At 60.0% G+C, this 15,723-nt stretch carries 15 protein-coding genes and 1 tRNA gene; 9 read left to right on the top strand and 7 right to left on the bottom strand.

What is annotated here, in order from left to right; all coding sequences use genetic code 11:
- Nucleotides 1-329 (bottom strand): ATP-grasp domain-containing protein (locus O7R11_RS04420; protein WP_337996274.1); only part of this gene is annotated, 329 nt, incomplete at its 3' end.
- 1,550 nt (nt 330-1,879) lie between these two features.
- On the opposite strand from O7R11_RS04420, the gene O7R11_RS04415 reads away from it, so the two are divergent.
- A complete protein-coding gene (locus tag O7R11_RS04415) occupies nt 1,880-3,181 on the top strand; it encodes a tyrosine-type recombinase/integrase (RefSeq protein WP_337996273.1) in 1,302 nt (433 codons plus the stop codon).
- Here O7R11_RS04415 and O7R11_RS04410 read toward each other — a convergent pair.
- Both O7R11_RS04410 and O7R11_RS04405 read right to left on the bottom strand, forming a co-directional pair.
- Nucleotides 3,159-3,539, bottom strand: a complete 381-nt coding sequence (locus tag O7R11_RS04410; protein ID WP_337996272.1) for a hypothetical protein — start codon at nt 3,537-3,539, stop codon at nt 3,159-3,161. The two genes, O7R11_RS04415 and O7R11_RS04410, sit on opposite strands and share 23 nt — an antisense overlap.
- A gap of 72 nt (nt 3,540-3,611) precedes the next feature.
- A complete protein-coding gene (locus tag O7R11_RS04405; protein WP_337996271.1) occupies nt 3,612-4,346 on the bottom strand; it encodes a hypothetical protein in 735 nt (244 codons plus the stop codon).
- A gap of 368 nt (nt 4,347-4,714) precedes the next feature.
- On the opposite strand from O7R11_RS04405, the gene O7R11_RS04400 reads away from it, so the two are divergent.
- From O7R11_RS04400 to O7R11_RS04390, 3 genes are all read left to right on the top strand, one after another.
- Nucleotides 4,715-5,380 (top strand): recombinase family protein, encoded by a 666-nt coding sequence (locus tag O7R11_RS04400; RefSeq protein WP_337996270.1) that lies wholly within the window; start codon nt 4,715-4,717, stop codon nt 5,378-5,380.
- Between the two features lie 170 nt (nt 5,381-5,550).
- Complete coding sequence (locus O7R11_RS04395) at nt 5,551-5,706, top strand: hypothetical protein (RefSeq protein ID WP_337996269.1); 156 nt, start codon at nt 5,551-5,553, stop codon at nt 5,704-5,706.
- A 197-nt stretch (nt 5,707-5,903) separates the two neighbouring features.
- Nucleotides 5,904-6,377, top strand: a complete 474-nt coding sequence (locus tag O7R11_RS04390) for a phage antirepressor N-terminal domain-containing protein (RefSeq protein WP_337996268.1) — start codon at nt 5,904-5,906, stop codon at nt 6,375-6,377.
- 153 nt (nt 6,378-6,530) lie between these two features.
- On the opposite strand, the gene O7R11_RS04385 is transcribed toward O7R11_RS04390, so the two are convergent.
- The gene (locus O7R11_RS04385; protein WP_337996267.1) at nt 6,531-6,968 is read right to left on the bottom strand and encodes a DUF3102 domain-containing protein; all 438 of its coding nucleotides are present in this window, start codon (nt 6,966-6,968) and stop codon (nt 6,531-6,533) included.
- A 331-nt stretch (nt 6,969-7,299) separates the two neighbouring features.
- Here O7R11_RS04385 and O7R11_RS04380 point away from each other — a divergent pair, with 331 nt between their 5' ends.
- The 5 genes from O7R11_RS04380 (at nt 7,300) to O7R11_RS04360 (ending at nt 13,472) form a co-directional block, all read left to right on the top strand.
- On the top strand, nt 7,300-7,578 hold the full coding sequence (locus O7R11_RS04380) for a hypothetical protein (RefSeq protein ID WP_337996266.1): 279 nt from the start codon (nt 7,300-7,302) through the stop codon (nt 7,576-7,578).
- A 15-nt stretch (nt 7,579-7,593) separates the two neighbouring features.
- Nucleotides 7,594-8,163, top strand: coding sequence for a virion core protein, T7 gp14 family (locus O7R11_RS04375; RefSeq protein WP_337996265.1), 570 nt, complete (start codon nt 7,594-7,596; stop codon nt 8,161-8,163).
- 103 nt (nt 8,164-8,266) lie between these two features.
- Nucleotides 8,267-12,097, top strand: coding sequence for a coiled-coil domain-containing protein (locus tag O7R11_RS04370; protein ID WP_337996264.1), 3,831 nt, complete (start codon nt 8,267-8,269; stop codon nt 12,095-12,097).
- 113 nt (nt 12,098-12,210) lie between these two features.
- Complete coding sequence (gene rnhA, locus O7R11_RS04365) at nt 12,211-12,741, top strand: ribonuclease HI (RefSeq protein WP_337996263.1); 531 nt, start codon at nt 12,211-12,213, stop codon at nt 12,739-12,741.
- Entirely contained in the window at nt 12,741-13,472 is a 732-nt protein-coding gene (locus O7R11_RS04360; RefSeq protein ID WP_337996262.1) for a ParB N-terminal domain-containing protein, read from the top strand. The genes rnhA and O7R11_RS04360 overlap by 1 nt, the downstream gene beginning before the upstream one ends.
- 158 nt (nt 13,473-13,630) lie before the next feature.
- Here the strand turns inward: O7R11_RS04360 and O7R11_RS04355 are convergent, their stop codons facing one another.
- The 3 genes from O7R11_RS04355 to O7R11_RS04345 all read right to left on the bottom strand — a co-directional run bounded on the left by O7R11_RS04355 (nt 13,631) and on the right by O7R11_RS04345 (nt 15,699).
- On the bottom strand, nt 13,631-14,323 hold the full coding sequence (locus O7R11_RS04355) for a hypothetical protein (RefSeq protein WP_337996261.1): 693 nt from the start codon (nt 14,321-14,323) through the stop codon (nt 13,631-13,633).
- 556 nt (nt 14,324-14,879) lie between these two features.
- Nucleotides 14,880-14,968 (bottom strand) — tRNA-Ser (locus O7R11_RS04350).
- A gap of 107 nt (nt 14,969-15,075) precedes the next feature.
- Entirely contained in the window at nt 15,076-15,699 is a 624-nt protein-coding gene (locus O7R11_RS04345) for a glutathione S-transferase N-terminal domain-containing protein (protein ID WP_337996260.1), read from the bottom strand.
- Nucleotides 15,700-15,723: the final 24 nt, after the last annotated feature.

The raw sequence follows: 15,723 nt of genomic DNA, 5'->3' as shown, positions 1-15,723 counted from the left end.
TGCTCGACGTAAACCCGCTTCACCCGACGGCCCTCCGCGCCGGTCTGGTGCGTCACCAGGGTGTGACCCAGCATCTGTTCCGCGGTCGCTTTCACCTCGTGCGGCGAACGCGCCAAACGCACCCCCCCGCCGCTGCCCGCCGCCGCTTCCTGAAAACGCCCCTTGCCGCGCCCGCCCGCATGAATCTGCGACTTCACAACCCAAACCGGCCCGCCCAGACGCTCCGCAACCGTGAACGCGTCAACCTTCGAATGCGCGATCCCGCCGTCCAGAACATCGACCCCGTAACCCTTCAATAACTGCTTCGCCTGATACTCGTGTATGTTCATCTAACCGCTCTTTCCTTAATCAATGCCGCCTCGCAGCATCCCGGCAGGCTCTCTTTACTGCCCAGGACACGCCGCGCCTTCCATACGAACTCTTTTGAAAGACCATCCATCTCCCTACCGAACAAATTCCATCTGTAATCCATGGAATTCAATATATATACCTAAAGTATATACAATCACAAAAGCATATATCCGGAAAAATGTTGGTTCATTTTTGATATAACGGCAAGATATACAGATTTAATACTTACTATATTCTATTTTTATCAGATAAAATCGTCCTGCATTCCTCTCCGCGCCCCATTGGCACGCCTCCCTTTTTTGTTTTTCTAGACATAAAGGCATAAAGCAACTTTCATGCCAGCGATTTTCGCCACTTTCTTTCGGGAAATTTATCCCGCCCCCGCGATGAATGTTCAGAAAATGTAAATTTTGCGAAAATATGTTCACTTATTAAACAATTTAGCGGCCAGCCCATAGCGACACCTGTCTCCGCATCGGCACCTCGGCAAACAAAGGGGATATAGGGATCGGACCGCCCACCCAGGCGCCCACCCAGGGGTGGTGCGCCAGTCACTCCCAGCACACTCTTTCGACCACAAATATATGACCGCAGTCATAAGCAATAGCATAATGACCATAGTCATTATAATCGATAGCGTCAATGCCTTTATCGTCTAGCCGGTCACCCCCGCCAGGATCGTCCGGCGGATGCCAGCCGTTTCCGCCCCGCTTGAACGAGGCGAAACCGCGTCTTGCAGAGTTTTTATAAAATTATATATATATCAATTAATTATTGTAATTCTCATGCCGTGCGCCACGCCATCCTGACGGCCTGCGCACACGCCTTCAACCGCCTTCGACCCCCCAACTCCAAGACACCCGAAAACATGCCTGCTTCCAGCATAAAAATGGCTTTGGTCATTTTATGAAATAAATTGACTTCAGTCATTTTTATGGAGAGTTCCGCATCTTGTTGCGCTGTTTGGCGTCAGAGGTCCGGGCATCCTTCATGGTATGGCCTCCTTAAGGCAGGGCCAAGCGTGCCCGGCGATTTTGCGGACGGCTGCGAAGAGGAAGGGCTGGACGGCGCTGCGGTAACGAACGACCACGTCCTCGACGATCCCTCGTGAGCAATGCGCAGCAGGACTTGAGGGGGCGACCGTGACGCCCGGCCTCCCCGCGGAGGCATTCTCGGCGATTCGGACTAGCCGCCGTCGAGTTGCGGATTTGAGTCCGCCATAAACCTCTCTTGCATCCGACACCCCCGCTCCTCTAGCGCGGAGAATGGCGGTGCGGCATCGACGGAAAAGCGCCGATTCCCGACGTCTCCACCTCGCTTTGCGCCGCGCGCCAAATGCAGAACCGCCGGAAAGCGGCGGCTTTCCGGCGGTTTTATCTGCATCGCGGGATTTTCGGACAGTCGCCGCGACTAATGGCGGAGGGACCGGGACATTCCGACTCCCCCGCCCCAACCCCGCAGAAGCCTTGATTTCCGCCATATTCAAGGACATAACGTGTGGGGGAAACGTGTGGGGGAAACCGCGAGAATGTACCTGGAGAAACGCCGGAAGCGGTGGTACGCGATCCACGAAATCCCGGAGGACGTGAGGAAGGCGCTCGGCTGCGGCAAGCGGTTCTTCAAGAGCCTGGAGACCGAGGACAAGACGATGGCGAAGCGCCGCGCCGCGCTTCTCGAAGTCCGCTGGCTCCACGAGATCGAAACAGCCCGCAAGGGCGGAACGCTGGATCATGTCGAGAGGGACGCGCTCTACTGGCGCAAGGTGCTGGCGGACACCCCCGAAGACCAGCGCGAGATCGTCATCGGCCTGATCGCGGATGAAGCACAAGACCGAGTTGAAGCAGTCCTGGACCGCGAAGGCATCGTCGATGAACGCGACCCTCGGGCGGCAGACCTGCCCGTATACGACGAAGCCGGACGCTTCTTCGGCATCGCCACCGGCAAGATCGTCCGCCTCACGGAACACCTGGACGAGTGGCTCGCCACGCTGGACAACGAGGCGAAGACCAAAGACATGAAGCGGTCCACCATCCAGCGGTTCGCCGAGAAGTTCCCCTACATCACCGACGTTCGCGGCAAGGAAGTCCAGCGATGGGTAAACGCCCTTGCCACCGAGGAGGAGAAGAAGGCGAAGACGATCCGCCGCATCCTGTCAGAACTTCGCGGCTACTGGGCCTATCTCGTCTCCATCGAAGTCGTGCAGAGCGATCACCAGCCGTTCATCCAACTCCAACTACCGAAGGCCAACGGGAGCAAGGTCGGTTCGGAGTCCTGGGTTCCGTTCACCCCTGCCGACGTCATCCACCTCCTCCAGGCAGCCGAGGCCCGGAAGGATGACACCCTCGCGGACCTGATCCGCATCGCCATGTGGACCGGGGGACGCATCGAAAGCCTGTGTGCCCTCAAGGTGAATGAGGTCGGAGACGGCTTCTTCGACATCCTGCACGACAAGTCCGAGGCTGGACGGCGAACGGTCCCGATCCACTCCAAGCTCAAGCCGACGATGGACCGCCTCCTGAAGAACGCGAAGGCGGACGGCTACGTTCTGCCGGGCCTGACCGAGAACAAGTACGGGGACCGCTCCGATGCCATCGGCAAGCGTTTCGGTCGCCTCAAGACCACCCTCGGCTTCACCGAGCAGCACGTCTTCCACTCGATCCGCAAGACCGTAGCAACCCTGCTGGAGAACGCAGGTGTCCCCGAGAACGTGGCGGCGGACATCATCGGCCACGACAAACCAACGATGACCTACGGCCTCTATTCAGGTGGTGCGAGCTTGGAGGTCAAGCGGGATGCTTTGGAGAAGATCAGCTATCCTTCTCCTGGGTAGCATAATACAAATCGTCACCTTTCCATGCGGGGGCCACCCATTCTTCGGGTGCCGTTTCCCCCCTGACCACGAGGCCATTGTGCCCTCCAACCTTTTCGTAGAAGGCATTTCCCAACGCATTCGCAATCCACCCTAAATGTGCATCCATACCAGCACACTCGACTGTGTAAATCGCCTCCGCCTTGGAATCACACCAGATGCTGATAATCGAGTCACGCCACACCTCGTTACTCACAGCATCCAACGCCTTGACCATAGCCCGTATTTCTTTGAATTTATTGTACCTACTGGAAATAGTAGTTCCACCGTACACAAATTCATCCAACTTAAACTCTGGAACCTTTTCGTCATCGATCATTTACGCCTCCTTGTCAGGACAGATGCTTAAAGGCCGCCACCAGCACTGAAACCACGGTCACACAAGACGCGATCAGCTGCCAGCCATCGCTGCTTCGACTTTCCGAAGGATTTCCCGACGCTCATCCTTGGCTTTCGCCAGGAATTCCTGGTACCGACCTTTATCCGGGTTGTTGGCGACCCGCTTCGCAAGAGCCGCGACATCGACATTTTCGTCAAACGGCTGGGAAAGGTCGATCCCCAGAGAAGTCAGCGGGGTTTCCCCGACGCCCGATTGGTAATCCGCCAACATCGCGGCACACGCAGCTATAGCCTCCCGACGCCCCCTATCCCCCTCGACCCTGATTTCTGCCAACAATGCCTCAAGGATCGTCTCCTTTGGATGGGGAAGTTCCGAAACATCCCGAATCTCATCCCCCGTTGGGTTGGCCTCTATGTAACTGGCGTACTCGTTGATGATTCGTGCTGTCCGTTCCTCCGGGCTTTCGGCCTGCCGGGCAGCGGGTTGGCTGTTCCCGGCCTTGGGCGCAATGAACCGGAACCATGCGTCATTCGCGTCCTTCTCGGTCATGCCCTCAGAGACCATCCGCGCCACGAACGTCACCCGCATCTTGTTCTCTTGGAACCCCTTGGCTAGCCACTTGCAGACACCACTCACTGCGAACGCGATCCCGGCGTCTTTCCATGAACCATCGAATCCAATCGCCCGCACGGCATAATAGAGGGCTCCAGCCCCCGCGATCATCCAACCCCAACCCGTAATTCCAGCCGCCAGTTCCAGCAGCACCAGCTTCTGCTTCGTCGTCATCCCCACCCCTCCACTTTCGCGTTTTGTTTTAGGCAGATACGCACTGATAAGTAGCTTCCGACAAATACCACTGCTGCTCCCCCTGCGCCAAGCAGACTTGCCACGACATTTTCAGAGCAAAAATCTGAGCGGCCTATCGTCATAGGCTGGTGGGCCGTTTCCCCCCGTACTGGGGGCCGCTTCCTCCCCAGGGACAGCCGTTCAAAATTCTCCTGCGATCTACCAGACACACGACAGAGGCCAGCCGCGACAGGCTGGGGGATGGCCGCGTCATGCGGCCTGCGTCTCCCACTTGACAGCCCGACTCCCTGCTGTGTTACGCTCTAGTCAACGCTCATTGCAGCATGTAACAGATCAGGGCAGCCACCATGAAACGCTTCGTCGCCTACTACCGCGTCAGCACCGCCAAGCAGGGACACTCGGGCCTCGGGCTTGAGGCCCAGCAGCAGGCCGTCAGGCAGTATCTCAATGGCGGAGCCTGGGAACTGGTCGGGGAGTTCACCGAGGTTGAGAGCGGCAAGAAGAACGACCGCCCCCAGCTTGCCGCAGCCCTGGCAGCTTGTCGGAGGTTCAAGGCAACCCTGGTCATCGCCAAGCTCGACCGGCTGGCCCGTAACGTCGCCTTCATCGCCAACCTCATGGAGGCAGGGACGGACTTCGTCGCGGTGGACATGCCCGAGGCGAACAAGCTGGTCCTCCACATCATGGCAGCCATGGCCCAGCACGAACGGGAAGCCATCAGTGCCAGGACCAAGGCAGCCCTGGCAGCAGCCAAGGCCCGAGGGACCAAGCTCGGGGGCTTCCGTGGGGTGAAGGTCAACCAAGCGATGGGTGCTCAGGCGAACGCTGAGAGGGCCAGGGAGTGGGCACAGGGGGAGATCGGGCAAGAGGTTGCCGACATGAAGGCGCGGGGCTGGAGCCTCTGGGAGATCGCCCACCACCTGAATGACCTGGGGGTAAAGACCCGACGCGGCGGCGAATGGCAGGCAACGACGGTCAAGCGGGTGCTGGACAAGGTCGCTGAGGCGGGTTGAGGGGAGGGCCTGGAGAAAAAACTTCAGGCCCGGTTTCGTGAGTCTGGTCAACAGGTTCGAGGAAAACTTATCCACTGGTGGATTGATTCTATTGATTTTTCTGTTGACGCTGGATTCCCCGAGGACTCATAAGCGTAGCCCTCTTCACCAGCCTCAGAGGGACCATCTCCATGAACATCAAGATTGGCAGCTTCATCCTCGAAACCTACAGCAACGGCATCTTCCTCCGCCTCCCACTCATCGGGCAGGCGTTCATCAGCCGTGATCCTGGGTTCCGTGCCTGGGATTCCTGGTCCGCGCTTAGGGCTAGTGGGGAGGTCCGCTGAGGGGACGTGCCAGGACTCCGCCAGGGAGTCGCTGAGGAGCCATCAACGACAGGCCGGTGGGGGTGACAGCCACCGGCTTTGTTGCGTCTGGAGGGGTGCGGGAGGGGGTTCGGTTGCACCATAGCATATGGGGCACGGCTGAGGGGGTGAGAGGGCTGGAATAGGTTGTACTTACGATAGCCTATTTCACAGTTTCTGTGTGTTATATATCGGTTTTCGCCGACACCCTGGTCCCCGTTGCGGCCACCGAAGACGGCAAGGCGTACCTCTCGCCCCGTGCGATCTGCGACAGCCTCGGGATCGACTGGCCGACGCAGCGGGTCAAGATCAAGGAAGACCCGGTGCTTTCGGTAGGTGTGGTGGAAATCCCCATGCCTTCGGCTGGTGGCCCTCAGCGGACCATGATGCTCAACAAGGAGATGGTCCCCGGCTGGCTCTTCACGATCAAGAAGGTTCACCCGGATATCCAGGCCAAGCTGAACCGCTTCCGCCTGGAGTGCTTCGTCGCGTTGGATACGTGGTTCAACAAGGGACTGCGGAAGAACGAGGCCGTGATGGTGTTGGTTGCCTACATTCCCATCCCGAAATCGCGTTCCATTTCACGCTCTTTTGCTCGGACAAGGGCATTGAACTTAGCTTCAGCCTCAGCTTGCGAGGGGAAGGAACCGTAAAGACGTGAGGTTGCATCCATGGCCTGGACCTCGAAATGTGTCTCTCCGTCCTTCTGGACCTGAACCAACGAGTACCCCCTACGGGTTTTGATGACCGTCCGCTCTTCCAAAATGGCCTCCTTGGGATTGAACACCTCTGAAAACCCTATTCTTTCAGCGGATTGCCGTCAACGCGCTCTCGCCCTCGAAGTCACTGTCGATGCGAGCAGCAATCTTCAGGGCGTACTCAGCGTCGTCCTGGGTGAAGGCAGGGAGGTTGGAGGCGGCGGAGGGTTTGGTGGTGGGGCGCTCACGGGTCGCGTCGAGGAATGCGCGGATGCCACCGTCAAAAAGGTGGAGGTCCACCGTTTTCGACCGCTTGGCGACCTGCATGTACTCCTTGGCCGTGTCGTACTTAACGCGGGTGTTGGCCTCGACCCAGTCCTTGAAGGTGCCATGAGGGCACTGCTTCTTGGCTTCGATCAGGAACTCGCCAGCACGACGTGCCCACTTCAGCATGGATGAAGTGGCTTCGAGGATGCTGCCGTGGGCGTAGTTGATGTCCCGCGCGAGGGCGTCGAGGGGGCGGGTGGTGAGGGCTTGGGTGACCAAGGTGGTTCTCCTGGCGATCCGGAAGGACGGCGCGTACATCATGGGTGAGGAGAAGGTGGCGACCGGCGAGTAATCGTTCCAATCAATGATATCGGGGATATCAATCGGCTCCGTATTAGGTTGCGCTTACGACAGAGGAGAACCGTTTTTTGCGGTTAGCCCCGTCCCCTGGTGGCTGTGGTGGGCCACCTCGGTGACGTTCTGACAGTGGTTGTGGTTCCTTTCAGTGGTGGCGGGCGGGGCTTCTTCGGAGGCTTCGCCCGTTCCCCTTTTCGGGAACCGTAATCTCTCCCTCACCACCATCATCACCCCACAGCAAGGAACCCTATCCATGCCCAAGCTCTACGCGGCTCGGCAAGTGGCCTGCCGTAAACCCAAGCTCTTCCGCCTCGATCAGACCAACGAGGCCCGCCTGAGTGCCACCCTGGCCCGTTATGCCGGGATCATCGGCTCTGAAGTGTCCCTCTCGGTCCTCATCCCCCGCGCCCTGATGGCGCTCAACGACGAACTGAACAGGACTGAGGAATACGAACCGGCAGCCGGTGAAGTCTCCATGCCGACGCTGGAGGCCCGCGAGAGGTTCATCCTCAGCACCCTCAGCCCGTCGTGAAGGGCCATCCCGCCCATGTGTGAACCCTCTACCACCACCCTCCTTGTTGCCTCCTTGGCCCTCTCTGCGGCCTCCATGGCGGCTGGGGTGGTTGGTCAGCAGAAGCAGGCCAAGGCCCAGGAACGGTACATCAAGGATTCCGCCGTAGCGGCCAACGGTGCGGCCCGCGAGAACTACGCTCAGATCAACCAGAACCTTGCCCAGAAGGAAGCTGTTGCCTCCCAGAAAATCCAGGAGGAGCAGAAGCGTCGGCTCCAGGCTCAGGGTACGGCAATCGCCACCAGTGACGCCTCAGGCCAGTCCTTCGACATGCTCCTGGACGACTACAGCCGACAGGAAGCGGGCTATCGAAGCACCGTTGAGCGGCAGCTGAAGTGGGACCAGGAGCAGGCTGAGATCGACAAGGAGGGCTACGAGGCCCAGGCGCAGAACCGGATTACCTCCGCGATTGGTTCCGGCGTCAAGCAGCCGGATTACCTTGGGGCTGGTCTCCAGGTTCTCAGCTCTGGCGTAGACGCCTACGGCTCCCTCTCCGAACCGAAGACCGACGCCAGCGGCAAGACCTACCGCGTCCTCAAGGACTAAGTCCAACACCCCTAAACCCACCGATGAAGGCCCTAGGCGTCCCCTGGGGCTTTCGTCGTTTTGTGGCTAAGGCCACCCACAAACCACATGTGAGAAAACGAATATGAGTGACAACTTCACCCCTATCACCATGAAAGACCTGGAGTCGGCGGTAGAACAGAACCCCTTCCTGGTCCCTGCGGATCAGGCAGCTGGTGAACCTGCCCAGACCACCACCCCGGTATCCGAGCAGAACCCCTTCCTGGTCCCGGTGGCCGAAGGGGAGCCCCCCGCCGAAGAACCCAATCCCTTCCTGATCCCCACCGAGGAAACCCCTTCCTTATCCGTGAACGTCTCCCCCGAAGCTCTGAATGCGTTATCCGACATGATGCCGGGTGACGCCTATATGAGCCTCGAACCCCTGGCAGAAGACCTTAATGCTGTGAAGGGTGGTATTGCAGGCGTCCGCAACGGTGCCGCCAACGCCATCACCCTCGGGGGTGAAATCGCCAACGCGGTCGGCATGAAGAAGCTGGGCCGGGGCCTCTCGAATGTGGCCGGTGCACTCCCGAAGATCGAGACCGACAAGAACGATCCCGAGCAGACCATTTCCGAGGAAATCTCCCGCTTCCTGCTTGGGGGTGGGGTCGCCACCCATCTTCTCAAGGGGTCTATCAAGGGCGAACTGAAGAGGAGCCTTGTAGCAGGGGCGGTCGGTGACATGGCCGTTTCCTCCGGCGAGGACAAGCGCCTGATGCAGTCCCTGGTCGAGGAGTTCCCGTTCCTCGACACACCGATTACCCACTACCTCGCCTCCGACGACAGCAGCGATGTGGAGGCCCGCTTCAAACAGGCCCTGGAAGGTATGCTGCTCTCCTCGACCGCTCATGGCGTCTTCACGATGGTGAAGCACCTCAAGGGCCGCATCGGGGAAGCCATCGGCAAGAAGATGGTTACCGAGCCGGTCACCGAAGAGCAGCTTGCCGAAGCCATTCACGGGACCAAGCCTGAAGCGAAGGTGGTGCAGGCCGAAGAGAAAGCTGACCCGATCCAGCAGGCTGAACCCCTCCGGGCCACTGATGATGTGGTGAAGGAAGCGGATGAGGCCCCAGCCAAGGGAGAGGCCACCACCGCCAAGGCCGAGCGGCCCAAGCTGGAAATCGATCCTGCCAAGCGGGAGATGTACTACGCCCGCATGAAGCAGATGTTCGACGCCAACGGGGACTTCTCCGGTGACGCCTCGGACCTGATCAGCGGGATGTTCAACACGAACACCATGACCTCCGCTGATGAGGTCAAGGCTGCCATGCGATCCCTGGAGCAGGTAGCCGGGGACTCCGTCAGCAAGATCACCGGGGGTGTTCAGTCCTTGCAAACCACAGAGAAGCTGGCGGAGGAACTGGCAGAGATGGCCGGGGCGAAGAATGCCCAGGGCGTCTTGAGCCCCCTTGCCGACCTTTCCGGGGACGCCAGCAAGATGGCTGCCCGGCTGGTTGCCGGTAAGCAGATGATGCAGTGGGCTGCCGACAAGGTCTATCGTCTGTCTCAGGTGGTGGATCAGCGTGGTGGCGCAGCTGCGGAGGCTGAGTTTCTCCAGGCCGTGGATGTCCTTCGGGAGATCACCGGCATCGTGAAGGGGGCTCAGACGGCTGCGGCTCGGATGACTTCTGCCGGGCGCATCAAGACGGGCGTTGCGGGCAACATCAACATGACCCCCGAGGAGCTTCTTCAGGTGGTTGATGGTGCTGGTGGTTCCGAGGCTGTCGGAGTGTTGGCCCGCCGGGTTCGCGCTGCTGGCCTCAACGGCAAGCCCAAGGACATCGTGAAGGTTCTCCACCAGAGCATCCTTGGGCGGGCCATCGACATCCACAATGAGGTCTGGATCAACGGCATCCTCGGTGGTGTGAAGACCAACCTCGTCAACATGGCCTCCAACATGGGGAACACCATCCTCCGCCCTGGGGAGAAGTGGATCGGTGGGCAAATCCTCAGCAAGACCGGGAAGGCCATGTCGGCACTCGGGAAGGCCACCGGAAAAGACCCGTGGATCGAGAATGGGCGGAAGCTATACCAGGAAGGGCAAGCCGCCTACGCCGAAGCCAGCGCCATGTACACCTACATGCGGATTGGCCTGATGGACACCTTCCACCTCGCGGGCCGTGCCGGTGAGATGGACATCTACGGTTCTGGCAAGTCGGCGCTGAAGGCCTTCAAGGAGGAGATGAGCATTATCGACCCGGCCATGAAGACCAACGAGTTCCAGAACTACGCCATCTCGCGTGGAGACGGCGCGGTCCTGGCAAACTGGGATAAGGCAATCCGTGGCGACCGAGATGCAGGGCTAAACCTCATCATCAACGGCCTCGGCAAGACGATCCGGCTTCCCAGCCGCTTCCTCATGGCCGAAGACGAGTTCTTCAAGCAGCTCAACGCCCGCGCTCACCTGTTCGGACAGGCCAACCGGGAGGCGACCTTGAGGGGCTTCAAGCAGGGGTCGGAGGAGTATGTTGACTTCGTAGAGGACTTCTTCGGCAAAGCGTTCGATCCGGAAACCGGAAGGCTCCTGGACGACCGTGCAAGGCAGTGGTCCCGTGAAGCCACCTTCACCCAAGACCTCCGGACGGATACGTGGTCCGGGAAGAAGAGCTTCTCCGAGACCATGTCTTCGGCTGCCAACAACCACCCTCTCCTGCGTGGAACCGTCCTCCCGTTCGTCCGCACCCCGGCGAACCTGATGCGGAACCTCTGGGATCACACGCCGGTCTTCGGACAGCTGCGCAAGCAGTTCTGGACGGACATCAGCCGTGGCTCCCCGGAGCAGAAGGCCATGGCTATCGGCAAGCTCACGACCGGGGCCGCGATGTGGTCCGGGGCTGCCATGCTGGCGGCTGAAGGTCACATTACGGGTGGTGGACCTCAGGGTGATTCTGCCCTTATGGCCGAGAAAAAGGGTACAGGCTGGGAACCCTACTCGATCAAGTGCAAAGATGGTTGGGTTCCGGTGTCGCGTCTCGATCCCTTCGGGTCGATCTTCGCTATTGCGGCTGACTTCGTGGAGATGTCGGGGCGTATCAGCCAGGAAACCCAAGACGAACTAGCGCTCAACATGACGGTCGGGTTAGCCGATGTGTTGGAGAAATACTCAACCGCTGCGGGGACCTCACTCATCAACAACGTCGTTCAGAAATCCTACCTCAAGGGCCTGATCGACACGTTCACCCTGTTCTCCCGCAACGCCGGACAGCTCACCACCGAAGAGCTTTACCGGAAGATGATCTACCAGCGGGTTGCCTCCTACATCCCGGCCTATGCCCAGACAGTCAACCAGGATGACGCATTCCGCGAGGTGCGCTCACTCCTTGACGCTGTGAAATCCCGTGTCCCCGGCCTATCCACCTCACTTCCCCCGAAGCGGGATGAACTGGGGGATGTGGTCACCCGTGATGGTGACTTCCTGGCCGGTGTCATCCACGAAAGTGCGGTCTGGCCGTTTGCCAAGTCCGACTACAAGAACGACCCGGTGCGGGACGAGATCGCCCGCCTCGGTGAACAGCTCGGTATCCCTGTGTTCCCCCGCCTCCCGAAGAAGGAAGGGAACCTGGACTACACCGAGATCACGAACACCGAGACGGGGCAGACGGTCTACGACCGCCTCATCGAACTGATGGGCACGACCACCCGCCACGGGCTGACCCTCAAGGAAGCCTTGGCTCGGGAAATCCAGAAGGCAGGTTACCAGCACTCCGGTGAGGGGAACACGGCCCTGCCGGTGTCCCGGAAGCTGGAGAGGCTGAGAGATGTCCGTAACCTGTACGTTGATCGGGCGTGGAAGGAGCTGAAGAGGGAGCCGGGGTTCAAGGGCTTCGTCGATGCTCAGAAGCAGCAGAGCCGTGATAAGCGGCGCGTGAACTTCCACGGCCTGGGGGCGCTTACCCGATTCCAGGATAACCCCTGATCCACCACCCCTTCAGTCCACCCTAAGCCCACCGATGAAGGCCCCAGGCATCCCCTGGGGTCTTCGTCGTTTCAACTACCACCATCACCAGCACCAGCAAAGGAACCACGCTCATGTGCGACCCCACCACCACCGACACCCCCGAAGACCTCAGCGCCCCCGTGACCATCCACACCGATGGAGCCTGTAGCGGCAATCCCGGCCCCGGAGGTTGGGCAGCCGTGCTGGAGAGGCCCAAGCTTCCCGAGGATGCCCCTGAGAGGAGCCTGGAACTCCACGGGGGTGATCCCTGGACCACGAACAACCGCATGGAACTGATGGCCCCCATCAAGGCCCTGGAGTGTCTGAAGGGCACAGGCAGGAACGCCCACATCATCACCGACAGCAAGTATGTCCTGAAGGGGATCACCGAGTGGCTCCCTGGCTGGAAGGCCAAGGGATGGAAGACCTCAGCCGGGAAGCCTGTGCTGAATGCCGACCTCTGGGAACGGCTGGAGGCAGCGGTAGGGAAGCATCAGGTGTCTTGGGAGTGGACCAAGGGCCACGATGGGAACCCTGGGAATGAACGTGCGGATGTGCTGGCCCGTCAGGAGGTGACCCGGCTTCAGCGATGGGGAAATCAGCCTTGGAGGAACACCCACTGATGGACACCTCCACCACGAAGACCAAGGAACTCCTCGTTGAGGCTCTGGTCCTGGACCCGAAGCTCCAATTCCGCGCTGTCATGAACGACTGGCAGGTGGACAAGCTGGCAGCCGCCTACGACAGCGGGAAGAAAATCCCTCCCATCAAGGTCGCCCTGGTCAACGGGGTTCCCATGGTGGTCGATGGGTGGCATCGAGTGCGGGCCTTGAAGCAACTGGGGTGGAAGGTGGTCTCCGCTTTGGTCACCGTATCCACAGCCGAGGAAGCACAGTTTGCTGCCGCCCTGGCGAACACTCAGCATGGCCTCCCGCTCAAGCCCAGGGAGCATAAGAAGGCCCAACGCACGGCCCTGGCACTCTATCTGCGGATGAAGCGCCACCTTCCGGCCAAGGGCAAGGTGAAGCCCTTCCGGGATATTGGCCTGGAACTCGGAGGCATCGACCACACCACCATCCGGCGGTGGATCATGGTTGATCACCCCCGCATCGCCCAGAACCACTGGGGCATCCAACCAATCGCACCGGGTGGCGGAGGGTACCAAGAGATCATCCCGAAGATCACCCCAAGGGGTACCGTCGAGGAGTCGTTGAGAAACGCCCTAGCGGCATTCCAGGGGATCAGCGATCCGGCAGAGCGAAGGGCCGTCATCGCCGGGGCGGAGACCATCGTGGAGAGGATGAAGGTCGCTGGAGAGTGGCGGATTGAGGCCACTCCGGCGGACGCATTCTGAACGGGAAAAGATGAATTAGCGTTTATGTTCAGAGGGTTATAGGGAGTTCTGTTGCATTGCAACACCTACAGGCAACTTGGCGCTCGATAACCCACTGGACTGACTGCGAAATTCCCCGATTTACGTACCAAACGAGTTCCGGGCGGGCCTCTCCAGGATCACAGGTGGACATGGTCCTCTCCGATGCCGTTGTCCTCTTCGTGGAGGGCCTCTTGGAATGGGGCAAGGGCCTGAAGTTTGTCCATCAGGGGAGATACCTTAAAATATCCATTCCCGTCAAACATCGGTTCATCCACTACCAGCCCTGTCCTCATTGCTGCACACGCTGACGCCCTCATCCATCCTTCGTCCGGGAATATCGAAGGGATCAACTGTTGGCTGACCTTTTCCCATAATTTTTCCGCTCCCGCTGACGAGGCCCTAACTTGCTGAGTGTCCCTCTCAGCGGAGAACAATGTTGCGATGAAGATCACCTCCTCCCGCCGCAACGACGCCAGCACATCGGCCCAGGCCAGGAACTCATCCGCCACCAGCGGCCCCGCCTGGGCCTGCCCTGCGATCACCTTTGCCATAAGCCGGAGGTTCAGCCGAGCCGTCCCTTCCTGGGCCGCTCGGGCGTAGCGGAAGGTAATCGCCGCAAGCTCATCCACCTCCTCCAGGTCATGCAGGCTTTTCTCCCCCTTGCGCAGTTCTTCAAGGAGAATCTCACGAGCGGTTTCCAGGCGTTTCCGCAGCAGCTTCGCTACCACTGCCGACAGCCCCGCCCCACCAAGAGCCGTCACCGGAGAGGCATAGCTCGCCAGGATGTCTGAAGCTGCCGCTCCGAGGGCAAGGGGAAGGAGGCCGCTCATCCATTTCCCTTGAAAAGGGCGATGACACTAGCCACCGCCGCCACTACCGCGCTCACCGTGCCAGCCACGGTCCACCAGAGCTGGACTGCCTGTCGCCTACGAAGCAAGTCGTCTTCATACGCCTCCAGAACCTTACCGCTAGGACTGGAATCGGGTGGGAGAAAATCAGCACAGCATCTGGCAAGCAGGGATGTACGATCTTGATGGATTTGATCGCCGCCTGGAACATTCTCGTCCCACTGCCCCCGGTGGCACTTCAATGAATAATAGCTCTTGAGGCCACTCCCGAAGGGGGTGACAGCCCGCTCGTCAGCAAGGAGGGTGAAAGTTCCCTCGGCCCCTTCAAGCCGAAAGTATTTCACGCAGAACACACACTCGACGCATGATCGATTCACGAACCGCCTCCCCGTTCCAACAAAAGTATGCCTCTCCACCAGCGGCAGAGGAAGACCCTCACCGGAAGATCATCGGCGTGTGGGGGAAACGTGTGGGGGAAAGAAAAACCAGCCATCCCTATGACGTTGAAAAATAATAGAAATTCAACGTCATGGGAAGCTGGCGGAGGGACCGGGACTCGAACCCGGGGACGGGGTTAAATCCGTCACGGATTAGCAATCCGCTGCATTACCGCTCTGCCACCCCTCCGTATCCCGCCCGGCGCACCGCGCCGGTCAAGAGCCGAATGTCTAGCCGAAGCGGGGCGTTGCGTCAACAATCCAGCGCACCTCTCCGGCGCTTTCCACGCCTGCGCTTCAGGCCGCGGGCACCGCCATGCCGCGCGCCACCGCCGGGCGCGCCGCGATCGCCGCATGCCAGCGCGCCACGTTGGGGAAATCGGCGAGATCCACCTCGTGGAATTCGTGGCGATCGACCCACGGGAAGGTGGCGATATCGGCGATCGAATACGCCCCGGCGAGGAAAGGCGCCTCGGCGAGGCAGCGATCCATCACGCCGTAGAGGCGTTTCGCCTCGGTGGCGTAGCGGGCGATGGCGTAGGGCACCTTCTCCGGCGCAAAGTGCAGGAAGTGGTGCGCCTGGCCGCACATCGGGCCGACCCCGGCCATCTGGAACATCAGCCAGGAGAAAACCTCGGCCCTCGCCCGCGGCTCCACCGGCAGAAGCGGGCTCCCGGTCTTTTCCGCGAGGTAGATGAGGATGGCGCCGGACTCGAACACCGAGATCGGCTTGCCGCCGGGACCGTCGGGATCGACGATCGCCGGGATCTTGCTGTTGGGATTGATCGCCACGAATTCCGGCGCGAACTGCGCATCGGCGCGGATATTGACCACGTGGGTGGCATACGGCAGCCCGAGCTCTTCGAGCATTACCGAAACCTTGCGCCCGTTGGGCGTGCCGAAGGTGTAGAAATCGATCATCCGGGGAACTCCTGCTGGGAACCG

This window comes from Oleispirillum naphthae (assembly GCA_027864655.1).
GTDB lineage: Bacteria > Pseudomonadota > Alphaproteobacteria > Rhodospirillales > Rhodospirillaceae > Oleispirillum > Oleispirillum naphthae.
This window is presented reverse-complemented; position numbering and strand designations above follow the sequence as displayed.

Excerpts from the sequence above, each read along its gene's own strand:
- O7R11_RS04415 (WP_337996273.1), top strand. The coding sequence starts at position 1,880 with ATGTACCTGGAGAAACGCCGGAAGCGGTGGTACGCGATCCACGAAATC.
- O7R11_RS04410 (WP_337996272.1), bottom strand. The coding sequence starts at position 3,539 with ATGATCGATGACGAAAAGGTTCCAGAGTTTAAGTTGGATGAATTTGTG.
- O7R11_RS04405 (WP_337996271.1), bottom strand. The coding sequence starts at position 4,346 with ATGACGACGAAGCAGAAGCTGGTGCTGCTGGAACTGGCGGCTGGAATT.
- O7R11_RS04400 (WP_337996270.1), top strand. The coding sequence starts at position 4,715 with ATGAAACGCTTCGTCGCCTACTACCGCGTCAGCACCGCCAAGCAGGGA.
- O7R11_RS04395 (WP_337996269.1), top strand. The coding sequence starts at position 5,551 with ATGAACATCAAGATTGGCAGCTTCATCCTCGAAACCTACAGCAACGGC.
- O7R11_RS04380 (WP_337996266.1), top strand. The coding sequence starts at position 7,300 with ATGCCCAAGCTCTACGCGGCTCGGCAAGTGGCCTGCCGTAAACCCAAG.
- O7R11_RS04375 (WP_337996265.1), top strand. The coding sequence starts at position 7,594 with ATGTGTGAACCCTCTACCACCACCCTCCTTGTTGCCTCCTTGGCCCTC.
- O7R11_RS04370 (WP_337996264.1), top strand. The coding sequence starts at position 8,267 with ATGAGTGACAACTTCACCCCTATCACCATGAAAGACCTGGAGTCGGCG.
- rnhA (WP_337996263.1), top strand. The coding sequence starts at position 12,211 with ATGTGCGACCCCACCACCACCGACACCCCCGAAGACCTCAGCGCCCCC.
- O7R11_RS04360 (WP_337996262.1), top strand. The coding sequence starts at position 12,741 with ATGGACACCTCCACCACGAAGACCAAGGAACTCCTCGTTGAGGCTCTG.
- O7R11_RS04355 (WP_337996261.1), bottom strand. The coding sequence starts at position 14,323 with ATGAGCGGCCTCCTTCCCCTTGCCCTCGGAGCGGCAGCTTCAGACATC.
- O7R11_RS04345 (WP_337996260.1), bottom strand. The coding sequence starts at position 15,699 with ATGATCGATTTCTACACCTTCGGCACGCCCAACGGGCGCAAGGTTTCG.